Annotated in this window: 20 protein-coding genes and 1 other RNA gene; 11 read left to right on the plus strand and 10 right to left on the minus strand. The window is 61.6% G+C overall.

Going from position 1 to position 24,822, the window contains the following annotated elements; genetic code table 11:
- Positions 1-36 precede the first annotated feature (36 nt).
- From WIN67_RS09735 to WIN67_RS09745, 3 genes are all read left to right on the plus strand, one after another.
- Positions 37-801, plus strand: a complete 765-nt coding sequence (locus tag WIN67_RS09735) for a GntR family transcriptional regulator (RefSeq protein WP_025128787.1) — start codon at positions 37-39, stop codon at positions 799-801.
- Positions 802-988: 187 nt separating this feature from the next.
- Positions 989-1,939 (plus strand): LysR family transcriptional regulator, encoded by a 951-nt coding sequence (locus tag WIN67_RS09740; protein WP_102878981.1) that lies wholly within the window; start codon positions 989-991, stop codon positions 1,937-1,939.
- Positions 1,940-2,087: 148 nt separating this feature from the next.
- A complete protein-coding gene (locus WIN67_RS09745) occupies positions 2,088-2,921 on the plus strand; it encodes a nucleoside-binding protein (protein ID WP_102878982.1) in 834 nt (277 codons plus the stop codon).
- 82 nt (positions 2,922-3,003) lie between these two features.
- Here the strand turns inward: WIN67_RS09745 and guaD are convergent, their stop codons facing one another.
- The 4 genes from guaD to xdhA all read right to left on the minus strand — a co-directional run bounded on the left by guaD (position 3,004) and on the right by xdhA (position 9,117).
- The gene (gene guaD, locus WIN67_RS09750; protein ID WP_102878983.1) at positions 3,004-4,308 is read right to left on the minus strand and encodes a guanine deaminase; all 1,305 of its coding nucleotides are present in this window, start codon (positions 4,306-4,308) and stop codon (positions 3,004-3,006) included.
- A 23-nt stretch (positions 4,309-4,331) separates the two neighbouring features.
- Positions 4,332-5,174: a xanthine dehydrogenase accessory protein XdhC gene (gene xdhC / locus WIN67_RS09755; protein WP_102878984.1), complete on the minus strand. Its 843-nt coding sequence runs from the start codon at positions 5,172-5,174 to the stop codon at positions 4,332-4,334.
- Positions 5,175-5,270: 96 nt separating this feature from the next.
- Positions 5,271-7,670, minus strand: coding sequence for a xanthine dehydrogenase molybdopterin binding subunit (gene xdhB, locus WIN67_RS09760; protein WP_123392345.1), 2,400 nt, complete (start codon positions 7,668-7,670; stop codon positions 5,271-5,273).
- Positions 7,663-9,117 (minus strand): xanthine dehydrogenase small subunit, encoded by a 1,455-nt coding sequence (gene xdhA, locus WIN67_RS09765; protein ID WP_102863828.1) that lies wholly within the window; start codon positions 9,115-9,117, stop codon positions 7,663-7,665. The genes xdhB and xdhA overlap by 8 nt, the downstream gene beginning before the upstream one ends.
- Before the next feature lie 266 nt (positions 9,118-9,383).
- Here xdhA and WIN67_RS09770 point away from each other — a divergent pair, with 266 nt between their 5' ends.
- The 7 genes from WIN67_RS09770 (at position 9,384) to WIN67_RS09800 (ending at position 19,391) form a co-directional block, all read left to right on the plus strand.
- Positions 9,384-10,043: a GntR family transcriptional regulator gene (locus WIN67_RS09770; RefSeq protein WP_102863827.1), complete on the plus strand. Its 660-nt coding sequence runs from the start codon at positions 9,384-9,386 to the stop codon at positions 10,041-10,043.
- 2 nt (positions 10,044-10,045) lie between these two features.
- Complete coding sequence (smc, locus tag WIN67_RS09775; RefSeq protein ID WP_110596957.1) at positions 10,046-13,534, plus strand: chromosome segregation protein SMC; 3,489 nt, start codon at positions 10,046-10,048, stop codon at positions 13,532-13,534.
- A 257-nt stretch (positions 13,535-13,791) separates the two neighbouring features.
- Positions 13,792-14,646: a cell division protein ZipA gene (gene zipA, locus WIN67_RS09780; RefSeq protein ID WP_102878987.1), complete on the plus strand. Its 855-nt coding sequence runs from the start codon at positions 13,792-13,794 to the stop codon at positions 14,644-14,646.
- 124 nt (positions 14,647-14,770) lie between these two features.
- Positions 14,771-17,143 carry an NAD-dependent DNA ligase LigA gene (gene ligA / locus WIN67_RS09785; RefSeq protein WP_115581944.1) on the plus strand — a complete coding sequence of 791 codons (2,373 nt, stop codon included), beginning with the start codon at positions 14,771-14,773 and terminating at the stop codon, positions 17,141-17,143.
- Between the two features lie 118 nt (positions 17,144-17,261).
- Positions 17,262-18,428: a zinc-binding metallopeptidase family protein gene (locus tag WIN67_RS09790; RefSeq protein WP_339071103.1), complete on the plus strand. Its 1,167-nt coding sequence runs from the start codon at positions 17,262-17,264 to the stop codon at positions 18,426-18,428.
- 162 nt (positions 18,429-18,590) lie between these two features.
- Positions 18,591-18,687: signal recognition particle sRNA small type (ffs, locus tag WIN67_RS09795), an RNA gene on the plus strand.
- Between the two features lie 200 nt (positions 18,688-18,887).
- The gene (locus WIN67_RS09800; protein WP_339071104.1) at positions 18,888-19,391 is read left to right on the plus strand and encodes a GrpB family protein; all 504 of its coding nucleotides are present in this window, start codon (positions 18,888-18,890) and stop codon (positions 19,389-19,391) included.
- Positions 19,392-19,401: 10 nt separating this feature from the next.
- On the opposite strand, the gene WIN67_RS09805 is transcribed toward WIN67_RS09800, so the two are convergent.
- From WIN67_RS09805 to WIN67_RS09815, 3 genes are all read right to left on the minus strand, one after another.
- On the minus strand, positions 19,402-20,220 hold the full coding sequence (locus WIN67_RS09805; RefSeq protein WP_102878992.1) for a helix-turn-helix transcriptional regulator: 819 nt from the start codon (positions 20,218-20,220) through the stop codon (positions 19,402-19,404).
- A 5-nt stretch (positions 20,221-20,225) separates the two neighbouring features.
- Positions 20,226-20,777 (minus strand): kinase inhibitor, encoded by a 552-nt coding sequence (locus tag WIN67_RS09810; protein WP_110652557.1) that lies wholly within the window; start codon positions 20,775-20,777, stop codon positions 20,226-20,228.
- A gap of 119 nt (positions 20,778-20,896) precedes the next feature.
- On the minus strand, positions 20,897-21,763 hold the full coding sequence (locus WIN67_RS09815; RefSeq protein ID WP_339071105.1) for a LysR family transcriptional regulator: 867 nt from the start codon (positions 21,761-21,763) through the stop codon (positions 20,897-20,899).
- A gap of 100 nt (positions 21,764-21,863) precedes the next feature.
- On the opposite strand from WIN67_RS09815, the gene WIN67_RS09820 reads away from it, so the two are divergent.
- Positions 21,864-22,790 (plus strand): DMT family transporter, encoded by a 927-nt coding sequence (locus tag WIN67_RS09820; protein ID WP_123392359.1) that lies wholly within the window; start codon positions 21,864-21,866, stop codon positions 22,788-22,790.
- 46 nt (positions 22,791-22,836) lie between these two features.
- On the opposite strand, the gene WIN67_RS09825 is transcribed toward WIN67_RS09820, so the two are convergent.
- From WIN67_RS09825 to WIN67_RS09835, 3 genes are all read right to left on the minus strand, one after another.
- Entirely contained in the window at positions 22,837-23,730 is an 894-nt protein-coding gene (locus tag WIN67_RS09825; RefSeq protein WP_265074425.1) for a DUF2167 domain-containing protein, read from the minus strand.
- A gap of 136 nt (positions 23,731-23,866) precedes the next feature.
- Entirely contained in the window at positions 23,867-24,238 is a 372-nt protein-coding gene (locus tag WIN67_RS09830) for a VOC family protein (RefSeq protein WP_339071106.1), read from the minus strand.
- Between the two features lie 146 nt (positions 24,239-24,384).
- Complete coding sequence (locus WIN67_RS09835) at positions 24,385-24,699, minus strand: helix-turn-helix domain-containing protein (RefSeq protein WP_011060220.1); 315 nt, start codon at positions 24,697-24,699, stop codon at positions 24,385-24,387.
- Between the last annotated feature and the right edge of the window lie 123 nt (positions 24,700-24,822).

Below are 24,822 nucleotides of genomic sequence, written 5' to 3' on the forward strand. Positions count from 1 at the left end.
GCCGAAATCGCCGCAGTCCTCCCGACCCGAGTGCCCATGAACGAACAGTTGCAACCTCTCAAGAAACAACCGCGAGCAGGCAAAGCCGGTCGCAGCGGAACCCAGGACGATATTGTCTACGCGCACATCTTTGAGGCCATCCTCGAGCAGCGCCTGGCGCCCGGCACCAAGTTGAGTGAAGAGGCGCTTGGGGAAATATTCGGAGTCAGTCGGACCATCATCCGTCGTGCATTGTCGCGGCTGGCCCATGAAGGCGTAGTCCTGTTGCGGCCCAATCGGGGGGCGGTGGTTGCCAGTCCGAGCGTCGAGGAAGCCCGTCAGGTCTTTCTCGCCCGGCGTCTGGTGGAGCGAGCCATTACCGAGCTGGCGGTCCAGCATGCCACCGCCGAACAGCTGCTGGAGTTGCGGCAGATGGTCAACGAGGAGCGCGACAGCTTTTCCCGAGGCGATCGTGGTGCCGGTATCCGCCTGTCCGGGGAGTTTCACCTGAAGCTGGCGGAAGCTGCGAAGAATGCACCGCTGATCAGCTTCCAGCGCAGCCTGGTGTCCCAGACGTCGCTGATCATTGCCCAGTATGAAAGCGGCAACCGCTCCCACTGCTCCTACGATGAGCACACCCAACTGATCGACGCCATCGAGGCCCGGGACGGCGAGCTGGCGGTGAACCTGATGATGCATCACATGGATCACATCGACAGCAAGCTCAATCTCGACGAGGAAAGCGCCTCGGACGACCTGCATGCGGTGTTCTCGCACCTGCTGCAGACTAAGAAGCCGGGGCGGCCGACGGCCAAGCTGTAAGCCTCGATCAGACTGAAAATCCCTCGCTGCGTAGCCCTATGCAGCGGGGGATTTTTGTTTGGCGGCGGGTCTGCCTGCTGATCAGGAAGATTGTTTTAAATTTCAATTAAGATTGTATACAGTGCCTGCTTCGAGGCTCACGGCCGGCAATCCGTGCGCCTCTGGTCCTGCGAAAGGAGCCCGCGGCATGATCGGCAGAACGCTACGCATTCATTCTCCCGCCATCCATTACTTCGATATGGTTCGTCGCTGTCATTCGATCCGCGAGGCTGCTCGGCGCTTGAATGTCGCGTCTTCGGCGGTGAACCGGCAGATCCTGAAGATCGAGGATGAAATCGGCGCGCCCTTGTTCGAACGCCTGCCGGGCGGCCTGCGCCTGACCCTGGCGGGTGAGGTCATGAGCCGTCATGTCAATCTGGTGCTGCAGGACCTGGAGCGGGTGCGCCTGGAGTTCGATGCTCTGCGTGGCCTCAAGAGCGGGCATGTGGAGATTGCCGCGGTGGAAGGCGCGACGGTGGATCTGCTGCCCTCGGTGCTCAAGCGCATGCGCGATCTGTATCCACAGGTGACCATCGGCGTCACGGTGCAGGGCTCGCAATCCATTCCCCAGGCCTTGATCAACAGTCGTGCGGACCTGGGCCTGGCGTTCGCCTTGCCCAGGGCGCCGGAGATCCGCCCCTTGAGCGTCGGTCATTTTCGCCTGGGGGCGCTGGTCAGTCCCGATCATCCCTTGGCCGAGCGGGGCAGCGTCAATTTCGCCACTTGCGCCGAGCACGGGCTGATCCTGGCCAAGAGCGAGCTGTCGATCCATCACTTGCTGGCGCCGTTGCACAAGCGCTTGGGGCTGTTGGACAAGCCGCCCTTGCAGAGTAACTCCATGGAGCTGGCGCGGCAGATGGCTCGGCACAACATGGGGGTGGCCTTCCAGACCCGGGTCGGGGTCGAGGGCGACCTGAGCAAGGGGGAACTGGTGCATATCCCGCTGAGCGATCAGGGGGGGATCTATAGCGACCTGGGGCTCTATGCCCGCAGCGGTCGTGATCTGCCCAGCGCGGTGGAGGCGCTGGCGCATCTGCTTGGCGAGGAGATCGCCATTCGCGAGCGGGCCGAGCGCGCTTTCGGCCAGCTAACGCTCTGAGTCCATGGCTGTGGGCGGCTGTTGCCGTTTTGGCAGCGCGCTGATCGATATTCTGTGCTTTGGGGCCTGTGGCGCTTGTGCCGATACTGCGTGCGGACGGCAGCCAGCGAAGCTGCCTTACGCCACACCGCCACAGGACATAATAAAAATGAAAAAGGCATTACAAGGCGCAACCCTGCTGATGACACTGATCGGAGCAGGGGAAGCAGCCGCCCTGGAGTGGATGAACAACAGCGTCGGCTTTCGGTACGGCAAGGAGTTCACCAACCCGAACAATCCGCACTACATCAGCAAGCGCATCTACAGTTTCACCCACGCCAGTGGCTACCAGTACGGCAGCAACTACCTGCACCTGGATCTGCTGCTCTCCGACAGCGACGATCCGCGCAAGGGCACCCACAAGGGCAGCAGCGAAGTCTATGGCGTCTATCGTCACCAGCTCTTCGCGTCCCGGGTGTTCGATACGCCCTTGGGCACCGGCCTCGTCAAGGACTACGCGCTGACCCTGGGCTTCGATGCCAGTCGCAACAACAACCTGGGCTCGGCCAAGAAACGCGCCCTGGTCTTCGGTCCGACCCTGAAATTCAACACCGTCGGGGTGCTGGACCTGAGCTTGCTGTACTACAAGGAAAACAACCATTCCGGCATCCCCGGAGCCAAGGACCCGGATCACACCTTCGACGATACTTACATGCTCAACCTGGCCTGGATGCGTCCGTTCGAAGTTGGCAGTCACGCCGCCAAGTTCCAGGGCTTCGTCAACTACACCGGGGAAAAGGGCCACGACTACAACTATCGTGACACCGCAGCGGAAACCCTGGTGCGGACGTCGCTGATGGTGGCCGTGTTGCCCGGCAAGAACGTCAAGCCCAACCTGTACCTGGGTGTTGGCTACGAGTACTGGCACAACAAGTTCGGGGTGGACGGTGGACGGGGTACGCGGACCACGGCGCCGACCTTGAACATGGAAGTGACGTTCTAGTCTGCACCTGATCGCCTGGGACTCAGGCATGAAAAATCCCCCGTTCGATGTTTCGCGAGCGGGGGATTTTTCGTTTGCGGGGTTAGCGCTGGTGGACTGGCTGGCCGGCGGCGTAGGTCTGCAGCACGGTGCGATCGTCCCCCAGGGTCATCAGTACAAACAGGGTTTCAGCGATGCTGTTGGCCTGCTTCAGGCGATAGCTGAGCAAGGGAGTGGCGTGGTAGTCGAGGACCACGAAGTCGGCGTCGGTGCCAGGGTGCAGAGTGCCGATCCGATCTTCCAGGCGCAGGGCGCGGGCGCCGCCCAGGGTTGCCAGGTACAGGGACTTGAACGGGCTCAGGCGTGCGCCCTGTAGCTGCATGACTTTGTAGGCTTCGTTCAGGGTCTGCAGCAGCGAGAAACTGGTGCCGCCACCGACGTCGGTGCCCAGGCCGACATTGAGTTTGTGTTTTTCCGCCATGGGCAGGTTGAACAGACCACTGCCGAGGAAGAAGTTCGAGGTTGGGCAGAAGGCCACGGCCGAACCGGTTTCCGCCAGGCGCGCGCATTCGTCATCGCACAGGTGCACGCCGTGGGCGAACACCGAGCGTTCCCCCAGCAGTTGATAGTGGTCATAAACGTCCAGGTAACCCTTGCGCTCCGGGAACAGTTCCTTGACCCATTCGATCTCCTGCAGGTTTTCACTGATGTGAGTCTGCATGTAGAGATCGGGGTACTCGGTCAGCAGTTTGCCGGCCAGGGTCAGTTGTTCCGGGGTGCTGGTCGGGGCGAAACGCGGGGTCACCGCGTAGTGCAGGCGGCCCTTGCCGTGCCAGCGCTCGATCAGCGCCTTGCTTTCCAGGTAGCCGGATTCTGCGGTGTCGGTCAGGTAGTCCGGAGCGTTGCGGTCCATCATCACCTTGCCGGCGATCATCCGCAGATCGAGTTTCTCGGCGGCGGCGAAGAAGGCATTGACCGACTGTGGGTGCACGCTGCCGAACACCAGCGCGGTGGTGGTGCCGTTGCGCAGCAATTCCTTGATGAAGATGTCCGCCACTTCATCGGCGTGGGCCTGATCGGCGAACTGGCGTTCACAGGGGAAGGTGTAGGTGTTCAGCCAGTCCAGCAACTGTTCGCCATAGGCACCGACCATGCCGGTCTGGGGCAGGTGGATGTGGGTGTCGATGAAGCCCGGGGTGATCAGGGCATCGGGGTAATGATTGATCTCTACATCGGCGGGCAGGCCGGCAAGCAGTTCACTGGCGTGGCCGAGGGCGCTGATCCGGCCGTCCTCGACCACCAGCAGGCCGTCTTCGAAATACTCGTAGGAGGCTTCGATTCCGACTTCGGCCGGGTCGGCGATGCTGTGCAGGATGGCGGCACGGTAGGCTTTGCGAGTCAAAGGCATGGTCGTTCTCAGTGTGTGGCGTGTCAGTTCGAAGTCTGGCTGCGGCGCGAGGCCGGCAGCAGCTTGGCAATGGGTTCGGCGCTGGCGCTGGACTGGCCGAAATGGGCGTTGTAGGTAGCGATGATCTCACCGGCAATGGAGATGGCGATTTCCACGGGCAACTTGCCTTTGACTTCAGCGAGCCCCATCGGGCAACGCATGCGCTGCAAGGTGGTTGCGTCGAAACCGCGATCGCGCAAGCGGTGCTCGAACTTCACCCGCTTGGTCTTCGAGCCGATCAGGCCGAAATAGGCAAAGTCGTTGCGCTTGAGCAGGGCGGCGGTCAACTCCAGGTCCAGCTGGTGATTATGGGTCATGACGATGCAATAGCTGCCAGGTGGCAGGTTATCGATTTCCTCCACCGGTTCTTCGCTGACGATCTTGCTCACGCCCTGGGGAATCTGTTCCGGGAATTCCTGTTCCCGGGAATCGATCCAGCGTACTCGGCACGGCAGACTGGCCAGGAGTGGCACCAGGGCGCGGCCGACGTGGCCGGCACCGAACACGGCGATTTGCGCTTGCACCTGGCCCATGGGTTCGAACAGCAGCACGGTGGCGCCGCCGCAGCACTGGCCGAGGCTGGCACCGAGGCTGAAGCGCTCCAGGTGTGTGGCCTGCTGGCCGCTGGCGAGCAGGTTCCGGGCAATTTGCATGGCCTTGTACTCCAGGTGCCCGCCGCCGATGGTGTCGAAGGCCTGGGTGGCGCTGACAACCATTTTCGAACCGGCATTACGCGGCGTTGAGCCGAGCTCCTCGATGATGGTCACCAGCACGCAGGGCTCACCCTGGTTCTGCAGGTCGGCGAGGGCGCTGATCCAGTTGTTCATGTTTACCTCGACATCTTGGTGGTCTGTTCGGGCTGCTTCGCCGGCAAGCCAGCTCCTACGGGCGCGGTGCAGGAGCGGGCTTGCCCGTGAAGGCCGTTACAGCGGCGCCAGCTCGACTTGCTGATCCACGGCCCTGGTCACCTGCAAGCGACGCATCTGCTCGCAGCCCCACAACACTCGCTCCGGTGTCGCCGGGGCATCGATCTGCGGTTGATGGCGGTAGTCGCCCAGGCTCGCTACTGCGTCCTTGATGGCGCACCAGGCAGCGATGCCAAGCATGAACGGCGGTTCGCCCACGGCCTTGGAGTGGAACACCGTGTCTTCCGGGTTCTTGCGGTTCTCCACCAGCTTGACCCGCAGGTCCAGGGGCATGTCGGCCACCGCCGGGATCTTGTAGCTGGCGGGGCCATTGGTCATCAGTTTGCCCTTGGCGTTCCACACCAGTTCCTCGGTGGTCAGCCAGCCCATGCCCTGGATGTAACCGCCTTCCACCTGGCCGATGTCGATGGCCGGGTTCAGCGAGGCACCGACGTCGTGCAGGATGTCGGTACGCAGCATCTTGTACTCGCCGGTCAGGGTATCGACTATCACCTCGGCGCAGGCTGCGCCAAAGGCGAAGTAGTAGAACGGCCGACCCCGAGCCTGGCTGCGGTCGTAGTAGATCTTCGGGGTCTTGTAGAAACCTGTGCTGGACAGCGACACCTGGGCGAAATACGCCTGCTGGATCAGTTCCTCGAAGGTCAGGATATGGTCGCGGACCCGTACGTGGCCGTTGTGGAATTCCACATCCTCTTCGCTGACCTGGTACTTGCGCGCGGCAAACTCCACCAGGCGCGACTTGATGGTCTGCGCTGCGTTCTGCGCGGCCTTGCCGTTGAGGTCGGCGCCACTGGATGCCGCGGTGGGTGAGGTGTTGGGTACTTTGTCGGTGTTGGTGGCAGTGATCTGTACCCGCTCGATGTCCACCTGGAACACCTCGGCCACTACCTGGGCCACCTTGACGTTCAGGCCCTGGCCCATTTCGGTGCCGCCGTGGTTCAGGTGGATGCTGCCGTCGGTGTAGATGTGGATCAGCGCGCCGGCCTGGTTGAGGAAGCTGGCGGTGAAGGAGATGCCGAACTTCACCGGGGTCAGTGCCAGGCCCTTTTTCAGGATCGGGCTGTTGGCGTTGTACAGCCGGATGGCTTCGCGACGCTCGGCATACTGGCTGCTGGCTTCCAGTTCGGCCGTCATCTCTTCGAGCATGTTGTGCTCGACGGTCTGGTAGTAATGGGTGACGTTGCGTTCGGTCTTGCCGTAGTAGTTGGCCTTGCGCACCGCCAGCGGGTCCAGGTGCAGGTGGCGGGCGATGGCGTCCATCACCTCTTCAATGGCGACCATGCCTTGCGGGCCGCCGAAACCGCGGTAGGCGGTGTTGGAGGCGGTGTTGGTCTTGCAGCGGTGGCCGTTGATGGTGGCGTCGCCCAGGTAGTAGGCGTTGTCGGAGTGGAACATCGCCCGGTCGACGATGGACGCCGAGAGGTCCGGTGAGCAGCCGCAGTTGCCCGCCAGTTCCAGCTGGATGCCGTGCAGGCGGCCGTTGCTGTCGAAGCCCACGTCGTATTCGATGTAGAACGGGTGACGCTTGCCGGTCATGAGCATGTCTTCGACCCGGGGCAGGCGCATCTTGGTGGGCTGGCCGGTGAGGCGGGCAATCACCGCGCACAGGCAGGCAGGGCTGGCGGCCTGGGTTTCCTTGCCGCCGAAGCCGCCGCCCATGCGCCGCATGTCGACCACTATCTTGTTCATCGACACGTCGAGCACCTCCGCCACCAGTTTCTGCACTTCGGTGGGGTTCTGGGTCGAGCAGTAGACGATCATGCCGCCGTCTTCGGTGGGCATCACCGAGGAAATCTGGGTTTCCAGGTAGAAATGCTCCTGGCCGCCGATATGTAGCGTGCCCTGGATGCGGTGTTCGGCGCTGGCCAGGGCGCCGGCGGAATCGCCGCGCTGGTGAGTGTGGCTGTCCAGCACGAAGTGGCGCTTGCGCAGGGCTTCCACCACGTCCAGCACCGGCTCCAGGTCCTCGTACTCGATGATCGCGGCCATGGCCGCCTTGCGCGCGGTTTCCAGATCCTTGGCGGCCACCGCCAGCACCGGCTGGCCGACGAACTGCACGGTATCGATGGCCAGCAGCGGGTCGCCGGGCAGCAGTGGGCCGATGTCCTTCAGGCCGGGAATGTCTTCATGAGTAATGGCGATGCGCACGCCTTCGAAGGCGTAGCAGGGGCCGGTGTCAATGCTGATGACTTTGGCGTGGGCTCGGTCCGACAGTCGCGCGTAGACATGCAACTGGTTGGGGAATTCCAGGCGGTCGTCGATGTACAGCGCCTCGCCGGACACGTGTTTGTCGGCGCTGTCGTGCTTGACGCTGCGGCCAACGCCCGTGGTCAGGTCCTGGTGAAACAGGGCCGTCAGTTCGGCTTGAGTCTTCTCGACTTTGTGATGATTAGACATAAGCGGTCACCCGGGTCTCGATGTGCGGTGTTTGCAGTTCGATGAAGTACTTGCGCAGCAGGTTCTGCGCACTCAGCAGGCGGTATTCCTTGCTCGCACGGAAATCCGAAAGCGGGGTGAAATCCTCCGCCAGGGCGGCGCAGGCGCGCTCCACCGTGGACAGGTTCCAGGGCGCGCCAATCAGTGCGGTTTCACAGCTCTTGGCTCGTTTCGGGATTGCCGCCATACCGCCGAAGGCAATGCGCGCATCGCTGACCACGCCGTTTTCAATCTGCAGGTTGAAGGCCGCGCAGACCGCAGAGATATCGTCGTCCAGGCGCTTGGAGACCTTGTACGCACGGAACAGCCGTTCGGCGCTGGCCCGGGGCACGATGATCTTCTCGATGAACTCGCTGTCCTGGCGGGCCGTGACCCGGTAATCGATGAAATAGTCTTCCAGGGCCAGGGTGCGGCGTACTTCGCCCTTGCACAGTACGATCTGCGCACCCAGGGCGATCAGCAGGGGCGGTGAGTCGCCGATGGGCGAGGCATTGCCGATATTGCCCCCCAGGGTGCCCTGGTTGCGGATCTGCAACGAGGCGAAGCGCTGCAGCAATTCGCCGAAGTCCGGGTACTCGGCGCGCAGTGCGTCGTAGCAGTCGGTGAGGGCCGTGGCCGCGCCGATCTCCAGGCGATCGTCGAAGCGTTCGACGCGCTTCATCTCGGCAATGTTACCGACGTAGATCATCACGGGCAGGGTGCGGTGGAACTGGGTGACTTCCAGGGCCAGGTCGGTGCCACCGGCCAGCAGCCGTGCCTGGGGGTAGGCGTCGTAGAGGTCGGCCAGGTCGGCCACGGTCAGCGGCACCAGGCAGCGCTTGTCGCCGCTGTTGAGTTCACCGGTGTCCTTGGGGGCGATGGCCTTGAGGCGACTGATGGTCTCGGTCTGGCGGGCGTCGAACTGATCGCTCTGCTGGCCGCAGCAGGCCTGCTCGGCAGCAGCGAGGATCGGCCGGTAGCCGGTGCAACGGCACAGGTTGCCGGCCAGGGCCTCATGGGCCTTGTGGGCGTCGGGTTCACTGCTGTTCTTTTGCAGGGCGAACAGCGACATGACGAATCCTGGGGTGCAAAAGCCGCATTGTGAACCGTGGCACTCGACCATGGCCTGCTGCACGCTGTGCAGTTGGCCCTGATGCTTGAGGCCTTCGACGCTGATCAGCTGTTTGCCGTGCAAGGAGGAGACGAAGGTCAGGCACGAGTTGAGGCTGCGATAGCGAATGGATTCGCCGCCCTGGGCATCCACCTGCAACTCGCCCACCACCACGGTGCAGGCGCCGCAGTCGCCGCTGGCGCAGCCTTCCTTGGTGCCGGGTTTGCCCAGGTGCTCGCGCAGATAGTTGAGCACGGTCAGGTTTGGGTCCAGGGCGTGCTCGCTACGGAGTTCCTGGTTGAGTAAAAACTGGATCACGGAAGGCCTCGCAGACTCTTTATTGTTGTTAAGCGAACTGAGCCGAATTTAGTCATGTCTGACTTTTCGGTCAATGATTTTCTGACCTTTGGGTCAGGAAATTTCTGTGCTCAACATTTCAAGTATGAACGGCATTTGAGAAACCCTTGAATCAACATCAATCTGCTTGTTTCATGCCAAATTCCCCTGTCGGAGCACTCCGCGATGGGGTAGCAATTGCGCTACACTGCGCCGCTTGTGCCGATTAAAGATTTTGAAGGAAAACCATGACGTTCAAGGCGCCGGACAGCCTCGCCGAGCAGATTGCTCACCACCTCGCCGAACGTATCATTCGCGGGGATCTCAAGCCTGGAGAGCGCATTCAGGAACAGAAGGTCACCTTGGCCCTCAATGTCAGTCGTGGTTCGGTCCGCGAGGCCTTGCTGATTCTTGAGCGCCGCCATCTGATTGCCATCCTGCCGCGCCGTGGTGCCCACGTGACCGAGCTCACCGAGCACAAGGTCCGCAGTCTTTGCACCCTGATGAGCGAGTTGTACATCCTGCTGGGCAACTGCGTGGCCAGCGGCTGGGTGCAGCAGAGCGACATGACGCCGTTCCTGCAGATCCAGCAGCGTCTGGAGGGTGCCTACGAGCGCCAGGACATCCGCGCCTTCGTCGAGGACAGCTTCAGCGTGATGCGCGCGGCCTATCCTTTTGCCAACAACCCTTACCTGCAGGAAACCGTCGAGAATCTGCAGCCGGCCATGAGCCGTGCCTATTACCTGGCACTGGAGCAGCGCAAGGCGTCGATGAGCGAGTACCTGGAGTTGTTCGAGCAGTTGCTGGCCGCTGTGTTGGCCCGTGATCTGGAGCAGATCCGCCAGGTGTTGACGGCCTACGCCCAGCGCAGCAGCGATCTGGTGGTGTCTGCGTTGGCGGATGCTTAAGCGTGCGACTCAAGTGCATCAAGCTGGCGGGGTTCAAGTCCTTCGTCGATCCGACCACGGTGAACTTCCCCAGCAACATGGCGGCGGTGGTGGGCCCCAATGGCTGCGGCAAGTCGAATATCATCGACGCCGTGCGCTGGGTGATGGGCGAAAGCTCGGCGAAAAACCTGCGTGGCGAGTCGATGACCGATGTCATCTTCAATGGCTCCACCAGTCGCAAGCCAGTGAGCCAGGCCAGTATCGAACTGGTGTTCGACAACTCCGACGGCACCCTGGTGGGCGAATACGCGGCCTACGCTGAGATCTCCATTCGCCGCAAGGTCACACGCGACAGCCAGAACAGCTATTTCCTCAACGGCGCCAAGTGCCGCCGTCGGGACATCACCGACATCTTCCTTGGCACCGGCCTGGGGCCACGCAGCTACTCGATCATCGAGCAGGGCATGATCTCCAAGCTGATCGAGGCCAAGCCCGAGGACCTGCGCAACTTCATTGAAGAAGCCGCGGGCATTTCCAAGTACAAGGAGCGCCGGCGCGAGACGGAAAACCGCATCCGCCGCACCCATGAGAACCTCGCCCGCCTGACCGACCTGCGCGAAGAGCTGGAGCGTCAGCTGGAACGCCTGCATCGCCAGGCCCAGGCCGCCGAGAAGTACCAGGAATACAAGGCCGAGGAGCGCCAGCTCAAGGCGCAACTGTCGGCTCTGCGCTGGCAGGCATTGAATGAGCAAGTCGGCCAGCGCGAGTCGGTGATCGGTAGCCAGGAAGTCAGCTTCGAGGCCCTGGTGGCTGAGCAGCGCAATGCCGATGCTGCTATCGAACGCTTGCGTGACGGTCACCATGAATTGTCCGAGCGCTTCAATCTGGTGCAGGGGCGCTTCTATTCGGTGGGTGGTGATATCGCCCGGGTCGAGCAAAGCATCCAGCACGGCCAGCAGCGCCTGCGGCAATTGCAGGATGATCTCAAGGAAGCCGAACGTGCGCGTCTGGAGACCGAGTCACACCTGGGCCACGACCGCACTTTGCTGGCAACCCTGGGGGAAGAGCTGGCCATGCTCGAACCTGAGCAGGAGGTCACTGCAGCCGCCGCCGAGGAAGCCGCCGCGACCCTGGAAGAAGCCGAAACCACCATGCACGGCTGGCAGGAGCAGTGGGACGCCTTCAACCTGAGTTCTGCCGAGCCGCGGCGCCAGGCGGAAGTGCAGCAGTCGCGCATCCAGCAGCTCGAAAGCAGCATGGAGCGGCTGGCCGAGCGTCAGCGACGCCTGGGGGAGGAGCGTGAGTTGCTCTCGGCCGACCCGGAAGACGCGGCGATCCTCGAACTCAACGAACAATTGGCCGCCAGCGAGGCAACTCTGGAAGACCTGCAAGCCAGTGAGGAATCCCAGGTCGAGCGCCTGGAGCAACTGCGCCAGCAATTGCAGCAGGCGACCCAGGCCCAGCAGCAGGCCCAGGGTGAATTGCAGCGGCTCAATGGCCGCTTGGCGTCTCTGGAGGCCCTGCAGCAAGCCGCGTTGGACCCGGGCACCGGTACTGCACAGTGGCTGCGTGAACAGCAGTTGGCCGAGCGTCCGCGCCTGGCCGATGGCATGCACGTGGAAGCGGGCTGGGAGCTGGCGGTGGAAACCGTGCTTGGCGCCGATCTGCAAGCGGTGCTGGTGGATGATTTCACCGGTATTGATCTGGCCGGTTTCCAGCAAGGCGACCTGCGTCTGCTGAGCCTGCAAGGCGATGCGCTGCGCATGCCCGGCAGCTTGCTGGACAAGGTGGAATCCACGGTCGATCTGTCGCCCTGGCTGGGGCAGGTCAAACCGGTGGAAAACCTCGAACAGGCCCTGGCCTTGCGTGGGCAACTGGCAGCCGGGCAGAGCCTGATCAGTCGCGACGGCTACTGGGTCGGCCGGCATTTCCTGCGGGTGCGGCGGGCCAGCGAAGCGGAAAGCGGCGTGCTGGCGCGAGGCCAGGAAATCCAGCAACTGACCCTGGAGCGCGATGAGCGCGAAGCCAGTGTCGAAGCCCTGGAGAGTCAATTGCTCAACCTACGGGCCCAGCAACGTCAGCAGGAGAACGGTCGCGAACACTTGCGTCGCCTGTTGCAGGATGAGGCTCGCCAGCAGGGAGAGTTGAAAGCCAAGCTGTCCGCCGGCAAGGCCAAGGCCGAGCAGTTGAATCTGCGTCGTACCCGCCTCGATGAGGAGCTGGTAGAGGTCGGCGAGCAGCGTGAGCTGGAGCATGAACAAGTGGGCGAGGCGCGTCTGCAATTGCAGGAGGCCCTCGACAGCATGGCCCTGGACACCGAGCAGCGTGAGCTGCTGTTGGCCCAGCGCGACAGCTTGCGCGAGCGCCTTGATCGGGTGCGCCAGGAAGCACGCCAGCACAAGGATCACGCTCATCAATTGGCGGTGCGCATGGGCTCCCTTAAGGCCCAACATGACTCTACCCGTCAGGCCCTGGAGCGTCTGGAGCTGCAGTCCGAGCGCCTGACCGAGAAGCGCGAACAGCTCAGCCTCAACCTGGAGGAGGGCGAGGCGCCGCTGGAAGAACTGCGCCTCAAGCTCGAAGAACTGCTGGAAAAGCGCATGACCGTTGATGTCGAGCTCAAGACCGCGCAGATCGCCCTAGAAGATGCCGATCGCGAACTGCGTGATGCCGAGAAGCGCCGTAACCAGGCCGAGCAGCAATCCCAACTGATCCGCGGCCAGCTCGAACAGCAACGCATGGAATGGCAAGCCCTGACCGTGCGTCGCAAGACCTTGCAGGAGCAGTTGCTGGCCGATGGCTACGACCTGGACGGCGTGCTGGCGACCCTGACCGGGGAGGCCAGCGAGCAGGCCGCGGAGGAAGAGCTGGAGCGCATTGCGGCAAGAATTCAACGCTTGGGCGCAATCAACCTTGCGGCCATCGACGAGTATCAGCAGCAGTCAGAGCGCAAGCGCTATCTGGATGCCCAGGACGCCGATCTGGTGGAGGCCCTGGAAACCCTGGAAAACGTGATTCGCAAGATCGACAAGGAAACCCGCAATCGATTCAAAGATACCTTTGATCAGATCAACGGCGGTTTGCAGGCACTCTTTCCAAAAGTTTTCGGTGGCGGCAGCGCTTATTTGGAACTGACGGGCGAAGATCTACTCGATACAGGGGTAACGATCATGGCGCGTCCTCCCGGGAAGAAGAACAGCACCATTCATTTGCTCTCGGGGGGCGAAAAGGCATTGACTGCCTTGGCCCTGGTATTCGCCATCTTCAAGTTGAATCCGGCGCCGTTCTGCATGCTCGATGAAGTTGACGCGCCGCTGGATGACGCTAACGTTGGACGCTATGCAAGATTGGTTAAAGAGATGTCGCAGACTGTGCAGTTCATCTATATCACCCACAACAAGATCGCCATGGAAATGGCCGATCAGTTGATGGGGGTGACGATGCACGAACCCGGTTGTTCGCGCCTGGTAGCCGTGGATGTCGAGGAGGCGATGGCGATGGTGGACGCTTGAGTCCGGGCGACTAAGGCGACTATTGGACGGCAAGTCGGGGGATTTTTCCCATTACCAAGCTGGCCAATCGACATATTGGCCGTAACCGTTGCGACAGACGGTGTAAAGTTGCCTTTGGTCGTGCTAGTTTAATGTCAATTTTTCCTATGCGTGGGCAAAACGCCATTCAGAACATAGAGTTGGCGCCACGTTTTAAAGCGGTTTGCAGATTGTAAACCCCTTATTTTTCAGCATTTTTTATAGAGGCACGGGATTACATGGAAATCGGTCTGCGCGAGTGGCTGATCGTCATCGGCATTATTGTTATCGCCGGTATTCTTTTTGATGGCTGGCGGCGTATGCGCGGCGGCAAGGGGAAGTTGAAGTTCCGTCTTGATCGAAGTCTTTCCAATCTGCCGGACGATGAAGGCAGTGCCGAACTCCTGGGTCCGCCTCGGGTGCTGGATACTCATAAAGAACCGCAACTGGACGAGCACGATCTGCCGTCGGTGAGCATGCCTGCCCGCGAGCCTCGGGATAGTTCTTCGTCCAAGCGCGGCAAGCGTGGGGGCGAGCCTCATCAGGGTGACCTCAATCTGGACCTGGATCTGGATAGCGGCCCAAGCTTCAGTAGCCGCGACGATGACTTCCCGGCGGATGAAGGCAAGGCTGCCGGTCACAGCGACAAGGAACAGCCGCAGGCCGAAGAAGTGCTGGTGATCAGTGTGATCTGCCGCGACAGCGCTGGTTTCAAAGGCCCGGCACTGTTGCAGAACATCCTTGAAAGTGGCCTGCGTTTTGGCGAGATGGATATCTTCCACCGCCACGAAAGCATGGCGGGCAATGGCGAAGTGCTGTTCTCCATGGCCAATGCGGTCAAGCCCGGCGTGTTCGATCTGGATGATATCGATCACTTCAGCACTCCGGCGGTGAGCTTCTTCCTCGGCTTGCCTGGCCCGCGTCATCCGAAGCAAGCCTTCGACGTGATGGTGGCGGCGGCGCGCAAGCTGTCCCAGGAGCTCAATGGCGAACTCAAGGACGACCAGCGCAGCGTGCTGACTGCCCAGACCATCGAGCACTACCGCCAGCGTATCGTCGAATTCGAACGCCGCGCTCTGACCCAGAAGCGCTAAGCTTCCACAGTCAGCTCCTCTCGCAGGAGCTGACTGTGCAGGAACTGGCTTGCCAGCGAAGCCCACGCCCCCATCTTCAGATCGAGCAGCCTAGGCTGCTCTTTTGCTTTATGAGAGAACCCCCATGACCGCCGCTGAAACCCGCATTCTTGAGCTGCGCGCCGAGCTGGACCAACACAACTACCGTTACCACGTACTGGACGAACCGAGCATTCCGGACGTCGAGTACGACCGCCTGTACCACGAACTCAAGGCCCTGGAGGCCGAGCACCCAGAGCTGGTCACCAGTGACTCTCCAACCCAGCGTGTGGGCAGCGCGGCGCTCTCGGCCTTCACCCAGGTGCGCCATGAAATCCCCATGCTCAGCCTGGGTAACGCCTTTGAAGAAGTCGACATGCGCGAGTTTGATCGCCGGGTCAACGAAGGCCTGGACCTGCCGGCGGGCGATCTGTTTGGTGGCGGTGCGGCGGTGGAGTACAGCTGCGAGCCCAAGCTCGACGGCCTGGCGGTCAGCCTGCTGTATCAGGATGGTGTGCTGGTCCGTGGCGCCACCCGTGGCGACGGCACCACCGGTGAAGACATCAGTGTCAACGTGCGTACCGTGCGCAACATTCCGCTCAAGCTGCAAGGCAGCGGCTGGCCGGCGACCCTGGAAGTGCGCGGCGAAGTCTTCATGTCCAAGGCCGGTTTCGAGCGCCTGAACGCGGCGCAACTGGAGTCGGGCGGCAAGACCTTCGCCAACCCGCGCAATGCGGCGGCGGGTAGCTTGCGCCAGCTGGACTCGAAGATCACTGCCAGCCGGCCGCTGGAGTTCTGCTGCTACGGCCTGGGCCAAGTCAGTGCCGACATTGCTGACACGCATATCGGCAACCTGGAGCAACTCAAGCAGTGGGGCATGCCCATCAGTCGTGAGCTGCGCCTGGCCAAAGGGGTTGATGAATGCCTGGACTATTACCGTGAGATCGGCGAGCGGCGCAATGCGCTGCCCTATGAGATCGACGGTGTGGTGTTCAAGGTCAACAGCATCGCCTCTCAGCGTGAACTGGGCTTCCGTGCCCGGGAGCCGCGTTGGGCCATTGCCCATAAATTCCCGGCCATGGAAGAACTCACCGAGTTGCTGGATGTGGAATTCCAGGTCGGCCGCACTGGCGCGGTGACGCCAGTGGCGCGCCTGAAGCCCGTCAAGGTGGCGGGAGTCACTGTGTCCAACGCTACTTTGCACAATATGGATGAGGTGGCGCGCCTGGGGCTGATGATTGGCGACACGGTGATCATCCGCCGCGCCGGTGACGTGATCCCGCAAGTGGTGCAGGTGGTCGTTGAGCGTCGCCCTGAAAACGCCCGGCCGGTACAGATTCCGCAAAGCTGCCCGGTCTGTGGCTCTCATGTCGAGCGCACGCAACTGGTCAAGCGCAGCAAGGGCCGGGAAACCGTCAGCGAAGGCGCGGTGTATCGCTGCGTCGGTCGCCTGGCCTGCGGTGCCCAGCTCAAGCAGGCGATCATCCACTTCGTTTCCCGTCGAGCCATGGACATCGAAGGCCTGGGGGACAAGACCATCGAGCAACTGGTGGACGAAAAGCTCATTGCTTCGCCTGCGGATCTCTATCAGCTCAAGTACGAACAGATCATCGATCTGGAAGGTTTTGCCGAGGTTTCCAGCAACAAGCTGCTCAAGGCTATCGAGGACAGCAAGCGTCCGGCCCTGGCTCGCTTCATTTATGCCTTGGGCATTCCTGATGTGGGTGAGGAAACCGCCAAGGTCCTGGCCCGTTCCCTGGGAACCCTGGAGCGGGTCCAGCAGGCTTTGCCCCAGGTGCTGACCTACCTGCCGGATGTGGGGCTGGAAGTGGCCCACGAGATTCACAGCTTCTTCGAAGACAGTCATAACCAGAGCGTGATTGGTGCCTTGCTGGCCGAGGATCAATGCGGCCTGGTGTTGCAGGATCAGGGCGAGCTGGGGGCAGAGTTTGCCGCCAGCACCACGTTGGGCGGCATGCTCGACAAGCTCAATATCCCCTCGGTGGGGCCGGGTGCGGCGCAGAAACTGGCAGACAAGTTCGGTTCCCTGCAGGGCGTGATTGCGGCTGACTGGCTGGATATGCGCCAGGCCCTGCCGGAGAAGCAGGCCAAGTCGGTGCGGGAGTTCTTCGACAACCCGGCCAATGCCCGGTTGGCCCAGGCCATCGAAGAGCAGCTCAAGGCCTTTGGCATGCATTGGCAGAGCGAAAAGAAGGTGGTCGAAGGCCTGCCGTTGGCTGGCAAGACCTGGGTGCTCACCGGCTCCCTGGAGTTGATGAGTCGCGATGTGGCCAAGGAAAAGCTGGAAAGCCTGGGGGCCAAGGTGGCGGGGTCCGTTTCGGCGAAAACCCACTGCGTCGTCGCCGGGCCCGGAGCCGGTTCCAAACTGGCCAAGGCCAATGAGCTGGGGCTCAAGGTCCTGGATGAAGCGGCCTTTGTCGCCTTTCTTGTCGACCACGGCATCCCCATCCCCGCGTGATCCTTGGGAGCCGGCTGGGCAGCGATGGTTTCGCCAGTAAGCCGGCTCCTGACAGGCCGAGGGAACGATGAGGCAGCCAGGATGATCTAGTCTTGGCAAGCCCCAGGGAGGATGCGTCATGTACCGTTTCTTCGAGCAGCTCAGTTCCCGGATCGCCGCGCCCTTCGTCGGCGACCGCTCACGCAACAGCAAACTCTGGTCATGCCGTTGTGGGCAGTCGCTGTTCTTTCGCAACAGCCAGTGCCTGGCGTGCTCTGCCTTGCTCGGTTATGCGCCGCAATCAGGCTGTCTGTCGTCCCTGCAGCCAGGGCCAGCCGCCGGGACCTGGGTGTTGGATGCCGAGCCTGAGGCGGGGGCGTTCAAGCGCTGCGCCAACCTCGATACGCCCGCCGCTTGTAACTGGATGTTGCCGGCCCACCTGACCGGTAATCTGTGCGTAGCCTGCAGCCTCAACCGCACCATCCCCGACTTGTCCGTGCCGGAGAATCCTGAGCGCTGGCGCAAAGTGGAAATCGCCAAGCGCCGCCTGGTCGCCCAACTGATCGCCCTCGGGCTGCAAGTGATCCCCAAGAGCGACGACGAAGCGCGGGGCCTGGCTTTCGACTTCCTTGGTGTTGATCTTGAGGGAAGGACGCCCATTACCGGACATGCCAATGGCCTGGTCACCCTGGATATCAAGGAAGCCGATGATGCCCATCGCGAGCGGGTGCGGGCGCAGATGCATGAACCTTACCGCACCCTGCTTGGGCACTTTCGCCATGAAGTGGGGCACTACTACTGGGATCGGCTGATTGCCAACAGCCCCTGGCTGGAGCCGTTTCGCAGCTTGTTCGGCGACGAGCGCTACAGCTACGCCGAGGCTCTGGAGCAGCACTATCAGCAGGGTGCGCCAAACGGCTGGCAGCAAAGCCACGTCAGCGCCTACGCCACCATGCACCCCTGGGAGGACTGGGCGGAAACCTGGGCTCACTACCTGCACATGATGGACGCGGTGGACACCGCCCTGGGCTTTGGCATGAGTGCCCGCGACGTCGATCTCGACTACCAGCCGTTTCCCCTGAGCAGCCTGTACGACCCGCAGCATCCTGGCGGACCGGCGTTCCTGGCCTTCGTCAACGCTTGGATCGAATTGGCTGGCATGCTCAACGAACTGTCCCGCAGCATGGGCCAGCCGGATTTCTACCCCTTCATCCTGCCGCCGGCGGTGATTGCCAAGCTGCATTTCATTCACTTGGTGATCCAGCAAGAAGGCGGCCGTGCCGACGAAGTGCTGTCCCTGGACTGACTCCACCGTCCTTCAGGCGATGGGGGAGGGCTTTTACCCAGAGGTGTATCCAAGTGCTTGAAGCTCATCGGATTTTTTAATCTGCAACGAGCGGTTGTAAGTTCAACTCAGATAGGTACAATGGCGCGGCTCGCCGTCAGGCGAACGTCGTTATGGTGACCCCATCGGTCCCCCCGCAACGATTACCCGTGAACCTGGTCAGAGCCGGAAGGCAGCAGCCACAGCGGGAACATTGTGTGCCGGGGTGTGGCTGGTGGGGTTGCCTCCATAACGCTTCTCGTTGGTCCTCAACGAGATTGATCAAAATTCTTAAAGCAATTGAAAGTCTTCGAAGCGCGCAGCGTTCCTGTTGGCGTGTTTTTTGTCGTGCGCCCGGTTTCTGGCTCGCGAATCCCTTGTCCAGCCAGCCCGTGCGGTTCGTTTCTGGAATATCCAACGCCTTTGCATCAAGGAGTGGTCATGGCGCTTACCAGTAAGATTTCCCTCTATGACGATCAGTGGCCTGGTGCATTCAGCGCTGAGAAGGGGCGCATAGCCAAAGGTTTCGGTTGCGAACTGATAGAGGTACATCACGTGGGCAGCACGGCTGTTCCAGGGCTGGCGGCCAAGCCGGAAATCGATCTTTTGGCCGTGGTCGTGGAGCACCGGGATGAGGCTGCGCGCAATGCCTTCATGGCGACCTTGGGCTATGTCCGGGGCAGTGATCTGTCCCCGGGGCATCACTTTTACCGCCGCGATGTTGAAGGCGTGCGCACCCACAAAGTGCATGTCTGCATCTGTGGTCATGAGCAGATCGGGCGCATGCTGCGTTTTCGTGATCTGTTGCGTCAGGACAGCGGCATCCGTCAGCAATATCAGGATCTTAAGCTTCGGCTTGAAGCCGGCAATCGCGAGGGCATTGGCGAGTATCTCGCGCAAAAGGCGCCCTTCATCGATGCGGTGATGGATGGCCTGTCGCAGTGATGCGCGCTGGCTAGATAGCTGCCCGCAGTTCTCGGGGCGAAAGCCCGTAATGCTTGCGAAAGCGCACCGCAAAACGTGATGCCGAGGCGTAGCCGCTGGCTGCGGCGATTTCACCGATGGGGCGTGGCGTGGTTTGCAGCCACTGCAGGGCCAGGCCCAGCCTGACGTTCTCGAGGATGTTGCTGAAGCTGTCGTTCTCGTTCGCCAGCTGGCGACGCAATGTGGAAGCCCCAAGGTTCAGGCGCTCGGCGACGCAGGCTACTGTCCAGTCCCGCGCCGGGTTGCTCATGAGGATCTGTTGCACCCGTTCGCACAGTGGGTCGTGACGATCCAGCAGCAATGGGCCGGCCCAGCCGCCAAGGGCCAGGGCCAGCAGCACCGCTTCGCCGTAGTGGCTGCGCAGGGCGTCCGGTGCATCGCTGGCAATGCACTCCAGCAGGTTGTCCCAGGCCAGGGCGGTGTGCCGCTCCAGGGGGACGCAGAGCTCCGCGCCGCTGCGCCCGGGACGGGTAATGATCTGCTGGCGGTAGCGCAGGCTGAACGCCCGCAAGGCCGGGGCAGGAAAGGTCACGACATCGGCGATGTAGTGACCCTGCGCGCCCGGATAGTTGCTGATGCCCACTTCGCGTCCCGCCGGCAGCAGGATCAGGTGCTGGCCGCCCACGCGCATCTGGCGGTCGTCCCACTCCATGCGTTTCTCGCCCTGGCGCACCCGGCACAGAGCACTGACGAAAATCGGTACCCGTTGCAGGGCATGGGCTTGCCGGGCGCGGATGACGCAGGTGTCGATACGGCTTTCATGATGCTGCAGGCCAGCAGGGGCATTCATCGTTACTAGCGTCCGTAAGTAGCGGTCAGTGTGGTCTTGGCCAAGGCGTTGGCGTTGAGCATGTAGCCCACCAATGCACCGCTGGCCTGGGCATCGAGGGGCAGTTTATCCACCTTCAATGCCCAGACGGTGAACTGATAGCGATGCGGTTTATCGCCCACTGGCGGGCAGGCGCCGCCAAAGCCGGGTTGGCCGTAATCGGTACGCCCCTGAATGGCGCCGGGCGGCAGTTGCTCGCCGTTGGCGCTACCGGCACCTCTGGGCAATTGCTGGGTGGAAGTCGGGAGGTTGACCAGGGTCCAGTGCCACCAGCCGCTGCCGGTGGGGGCGTCCGGATCATAAACAGTGATGGCAAAGCTTTTGGTGCCCGGTGGGGCATTTTTCCAGGACAGTTCGGGAGAGGTGTTGCCGCCTTCGCAGCCAAAGCCCTGGAACACTTCACGAGGGCTCAAGGGGTGGCCGTCGCTGATGTCGTGGCTGCTGATGCTGAACTCGGCGGCTTGGGCGCCAAGGCTCAGACCCAAGGAAAGCACGCTGAGTAAAAGTCGGTTTTTCATGAGGGGCTCGTCTGGGTGTTGGTGATGAAAGACGAGTCTATTGGCAGGCTGAGTCCGTTGTTGTGCCGGGGCGCTCGTGCATTGTGCCGAAACGCTCGCCGGCTTGCCGGGAAAGGGCGTCATGCTCCCAGCTGTTCCCGCAACAACTGGGCAAACGCATCCCGTGCACTGTGGCGCTTCACGTCCTGGTGCCAGACAAAGCGGTTGTCCACCGGCAGCAGGTCGCTGAAACGCTGCACGTTCAGGGTCGCCGACTGCGAATAGCGTTCCAGCACACCTTCCGGTATCAGCGAGACGCCGGCACCGACACTGACGCAGCCGATAATGGTGCCCCAGCTGGCATACCCGGTAATGGGCAGGTTCAGGCCGTGCCTGGCCAGCCAGTTTTCCAGGGCACGGCGATAGGGGCAGCCCGGTGGCCACATGAACAGATTCTGCCCCTGCAAATCGCTGGCGCTGCGGATGGGGGCGGTGCCTGCACTGGAAATCAGCACCAGTGGCTCGTGGTAGAGCACGGTTTGCTGAAGCTTGGGCGGCAAGGTATCGATGGCCACCAGGGCACCGTCGATACGCTGGTGTTGCAGTTCTTCAAAGAGTTGCGACCAGGTGCCGGTTACCAGTTCCACGTTCACTTTGGGGTAGCGTCGGTGGTATTGCGCCAGCAGCGGTGGCAGGCGGCCGCCAGCGCAGGACTCGATCGAGCCCAGGCGCAGCAATCCGCTGGGCTCCGCCTGGCTGTCCACGGCGCGTTTGGCTTCGTCGACCAGAGCCAGGATTCGCTCGCTGTAGCCGAGGAATATTTCCCCGGCCGGGCTGATCTTCAGCCCGCGCCCGACCCGGGTAAACAGCGGGGTACCGAGTTCGCTCTCCAGCTGCTTGAGGCGGTTGGTGATATTAGAGGGCACGCAATGCAATTGCTCGGCCGCGCGGGCAATGCTGCCGGAGCGGGCCACGGCTTTCACCATCTTCAGTTGGGTCAGTTCCATTGCTCATTTCCAGTGAGGGGTAGCCTTAGTATCGGTTAGTTGTGGTGAGTTATGGGGGGCGAGAGACTGCGTTTCTTCTTATTGTCTGGATGCCTGTGCCGTGAAGCGCTTACCTGGGTTCAAGTTATTGCTGGCTACCGCTGCGGTCATTCTGTGCTGGGCCTATTCGCCGGTGGGTATCCATATTGGCCTTGAGGGCTACAGTCCGGGGCATCTGGCGCTGCTGCGCTTCCTGATCGCTTCGCTGTTCATGGCGGCAATGGCAGTGGCGTTGAAAATATCCCTGCCGCGCTGGTGTGATCTGCCTTGGCTGCTGGTGCTGGGGTTCTTTGCCATCACCCTGCATCACGTCAGCCTCAATTATGGTCAGCAGGGCTTGAGTGCCGGCGCGTCCAGCGTGCTGGCGCAGTCGGCACCGATCTTCAGCACGCTGATCGCCTTCTTCTGGCTCAAGGAACCGGTCAGTGGTTGGCGCTGGGGCTGCGTGGTGGTGGGGTTGCTTGGAGCGGTGCTGGTGGTTGCCGCCGACAAGGGGCTGGGGTCGATCGAGCCGCGTGGATTGCTGGTGTTGTTGGCGGCGTTTTCCTGGGGCTTGTACTTCGTTTTGCAACGGCGCTTTTCCGGGCGCTACGGCGTGTTGACCACGGTGTGCTACATGGTTTGGGGCGGTACGTTGCTGTTGTCGGTGTACGCACCCGGGTTGCCCGAGGCGGTGGCACAGGCGTCGTGGCGGGTGAATCTGGCGGTGCTGTTGCTGGGGTTGTTTCCCAGTGCTTTGGCCTATCTGGCCTGGGCTTACGTATTGGAGCGGGTGGAGGTCAGTCGGGCGTCGATCGCCATGTATCTGATTCCACCGACGGCGATGCTGCTGGCTGCGATGGTCCTGGGAGAGCGGGTGCAATCTTCTGTGGTGCTGGGGGCGGCCGTGGTGCTGGGCAGTGTGATGGCCATGCAACTGGAAGGGCGTTGGCGGCTGCGGGCCTTGCCGGCGAAGGAGCGAGATGTGCAGGTAAAACAGGGTGGTTGATAAGCTGCAACGCCCCCTCATCATGCGGGGGCGTTGCACCTTGCAGTCAGCCTTTTTTCTTGAACAGCCGGCCGGCGAACGCGGCAAGTGCGAGCACGCCGATGACAATGAACTTCTTGCCGGCCAGGAGCAGTACCCCCAGCTTGGCGAACAAGCCAGCCTTGCTGGCCAGGCCTCCGGCCACCAGGGCGGCCAGGCCATAGGAGGCCAGTTTGTCGGTGCTGGGATTGTAGTCGGCGTAGCGGTTGCCATCGGTGAAGTTGGTGAAGGCCAGGACCTTGGGAATTTCGCGCTTGATAGTTGCCAGGTCGTCCATGGAGGCGACCGCGTTGAGTTCCAGCACGCCTTCGCGCCCCAGTACGCGGATGCTGTAGTTCAGGGTGTGGCTCTCGGCGCCTTCAGCCTTGAGTTCGCGGGCCCAGTACATTTTGTGGGATTGCGCGTCATAGCTTGGCTGTTCGGCCCAGCCCAGCAAGTGGATGGCGCCGTAGCCCTGTTCCTTGCGTTGCTTATTGTCTTCCTCGTCCGCTTCCTGCATTTGCTTGAGCAGGTCCTGATAATCGATTTTCGCCGCGTCGTCATCGGAAATGTGGCCGTCATTCTTGTAGCTGATGATCACGCCCCAGCCTTCGGCGGACAGCGGGCTGACTGCGCTGGGCACGATCATGCCCAGGGTGGTGAAGCCGGGTGGGTTGCCCCAGCCCTCGGTCAGCAGCTTCTCGGTGTCCTTGGGGTTGAGGTAGTAGAACTCCTGGCTCAGGTCGAGGCTGGCGATATCACCGGGCAGCTTGACGTTGCCGTGGTGTGGGGAGAGCGAGGCGAGAAACTGTTCGGCGGTCTGGGGTTCGGCGTCCTTGCTCTCGTTCGGCGCGGCGGCAAAGGCAAGGAGGGGCGTGGCGCAGAGGACGGCCATCGCCATGAGGAGGCGCAGGTACTTCATCGTATTCCCTTACAAATTGTGACAAGTCGGCGGGGAGGATAGCGATGAGTGTTGGAGGGCTCAATGAGGTGTTTCTAGTAATCTCTCAGCGCTGGCGGGGAAGGCGCTGGTATAGCGCCTCTGTTGGGGCATGGATTCAGTCGACAGTGAGATAGAGCACGCGCAAGCGATGTCCGTCCGGATCAAGGGCGAGCAGGGTGTAGCCGAAGTCCATCCGGGTGGGGGGCTGGGCGATGGTCATGTCCAGCGCCTGCCAGTGGCGATGCAATTCGTCCACGGCTTCTCGACTGTCCACGGCCCAGCCCAGTTCGCCGCCACCACCGGTTGATTGGGCGCTCGGTTCAACCGTGTGCCGGGACCAGAGGCCGAGCTTGATCCCCGAGTCGAGGATGAACAGGGCGAAGGATGGGGATGATTCCACCGGCTGTTTGTCCAGCAGGCGGCTGTAGAACTCTGCACTGAGGGGCGGGCTGTCCACATAAAGCAGGAAGTAGGTGTTACTGATCATGACGACTCCAGGGGCCTTTGGGCTGTGCTGTGGGCACAAGCTTATGGGCTGGGTCTGTCAGTTCCTGTCAGGAGTCGTGGATTAAAAAAGAGGCCAACTTATCAGGGGTGATAAGCGTGCCTCTTCTCGTTGATTTGTTGCGGGGCTCAAGGCTTGGACAAGGCCTGGTCTACCGCTGCTATCAGCTTTCCCAGATCCTTCGGGGTGGCTTTGTGAATGACACCGAACAAATAAGCCCGCTGTTCCTCTTCGTCGCCCAGATCGGCGAAGAAGGCTTTCAGCTTCACTCCCAGTACTTCGGCTAGCAGAAATAGAGCTTCAACGCTGGGGGTGTAGGTGCCGGTTTCGAAGCGGCTGATGGTTTTTGGGTCAAAACCGGTTTTTTCACCTAGTTCAGCCTGAGTAAGCCCCGCTACCTTTCGATAACGCTTGATGGCTGCACCCAAACTTGAAATTTGCATCGCTCAATTCCCATTTAGAATCAAGAACTTAACGATAAATATTGGCATTAGACAACACCATGATTCATCACCTTGCTTTGCAAAATGTGATGCATTTCGTAGAATCGGCGCTTCGGACAGGTA

The organism is Pseudomonas idahonensis (genome assembly GCF_037903935.1).
Taxonomy (GTDB): Bacteria; Pseudomonadota; Gammaproteobacteria; order Pseudomonadales; family Pseudomonadaceae; genus Aquipseudomonas; species Aquipseudomonas danubii.

Excerpts from the sequence above, each read along its gene's own strand:
- WIN67_RS09735 (WP_025128787.1), top strand. The coding sequence starts at position 37 with ATGAACGAACAGTTGCAACCTCTCAAGAAACAACCGCGAGCAGGCAAA.
- WIN67_RS09740 (WP_102878981.1), top strand. The coding sequence starts at position 989 with ATGATCGGCAGAACGCTACGCATTCATTCTCCCGCCATCCATTACTTC.
- WIN67_RS09745 (WP_102878982.1), top strand. The coding sequence starts at position 2,088 with ATGAAAAAGGCATTACAAGGCGCAACCCTGCTGATGACACTGATCGGA.
- guaD (WP_102878983.1), bottom strand. The coding sequence starts at position 4,308 with ATGCCTTTGACTCGCAAAGCCTACCGTGCCGCCATCCTGCACAGCATC.
- xdhC (WP_102878984.1), bottom strand. The coding sequence starts at position 5,174 with ATGAACAACTGGATCAGCGCCCTCGCCGACCTGCAGAACCAGGGTGAG.
- xdhB (WP_123392345.1), bottom strand. The coding sequence starts at position 7,670 with ATGTCTAATCATCACAAAGTCGAGAAGACTCAAGCCGAACTGACGGCC.
- WIN67_RS09770 (WP_102863827.1), top strand. The coding sequence starts at position 9,384 with ATGACGTTCAAGGCGCCGGACAGCCTCGCCGAGCAGATTGCTCACCAC.
- zipA (WP_102878987.1), top strand. The coding sequence starts at position 13,792 with ATGGAAATCGGTCTGCGCGAGTGGCTGATCGTCATCGGCATTATTGTT.
- ligA (WP_115581944.1), top strand. The coding sequence starts at position 14,771 with ATGACCGCCGCTGAAACCCGCATTCTTGAGCTGCGCGCCGAGCTGGAC.
- WIN67_RS09790 (WP_339071103.1), top strand. The coding sequence starts at position 17,262 with ATGTACCGTTTCTTCGAGCAGCTCAGTTCCCGGATCGCCGCGCCCTTC.
- WIN67_RS09800 (WP_339071104.1), top strand. The coding sequence starts at position 18,888 with ATGGCGCTTACCAGTAAGATTTCCCTCTATGACGATCAGTGGCCTGGT.
- WIN67_RS09805 (WP_102878992.1), bottom strand. The coding sequence starts at position 20,220 with ATGAATGCCCCTGCTGGCCTGCAGCATCATGAAAGCCGTATCGACACC.
- WIN67_RS09810 (WP_110652557.1), bottom strand. The coding sequence starts at position 20,777 with ATGAAAAACCGACTTTTACTCAGCGTGCTTTCCTTGGGTCTGAGCCTT.
- WIN67_RS09815 (WP_339071105.1), bottom strand. The coding sequence starts at position 21,763 with ATGGAACTGACCCAACTGAAGATGGTGAAAGCCGTGGCCCGCTCCGGC.
- WIN67_RS09825 (WP_265074425.1), bottom strand. The coding sequence starts at position 23,730 with ATGAAGTACCTGCGCCTCCTCATGGCGATGGCCGTCCTCTGCGCCACG.
- WIN67_RS09830 (WP_339071106.1), bottom strand. The coding sequence starts at position 24,238 with ATGATCAGTAACACCTACTTCCTGCTTTATGTGGACAGCCCGCCCCTC.
- WIN67_RS09835 (WP_011060220.1), bottom strand. The coding sequence starts at position 24,699 with ATGCAAATTTCAAGTTTGGGTGCAGCCATCAAGCGTTATCGAAAGGTA.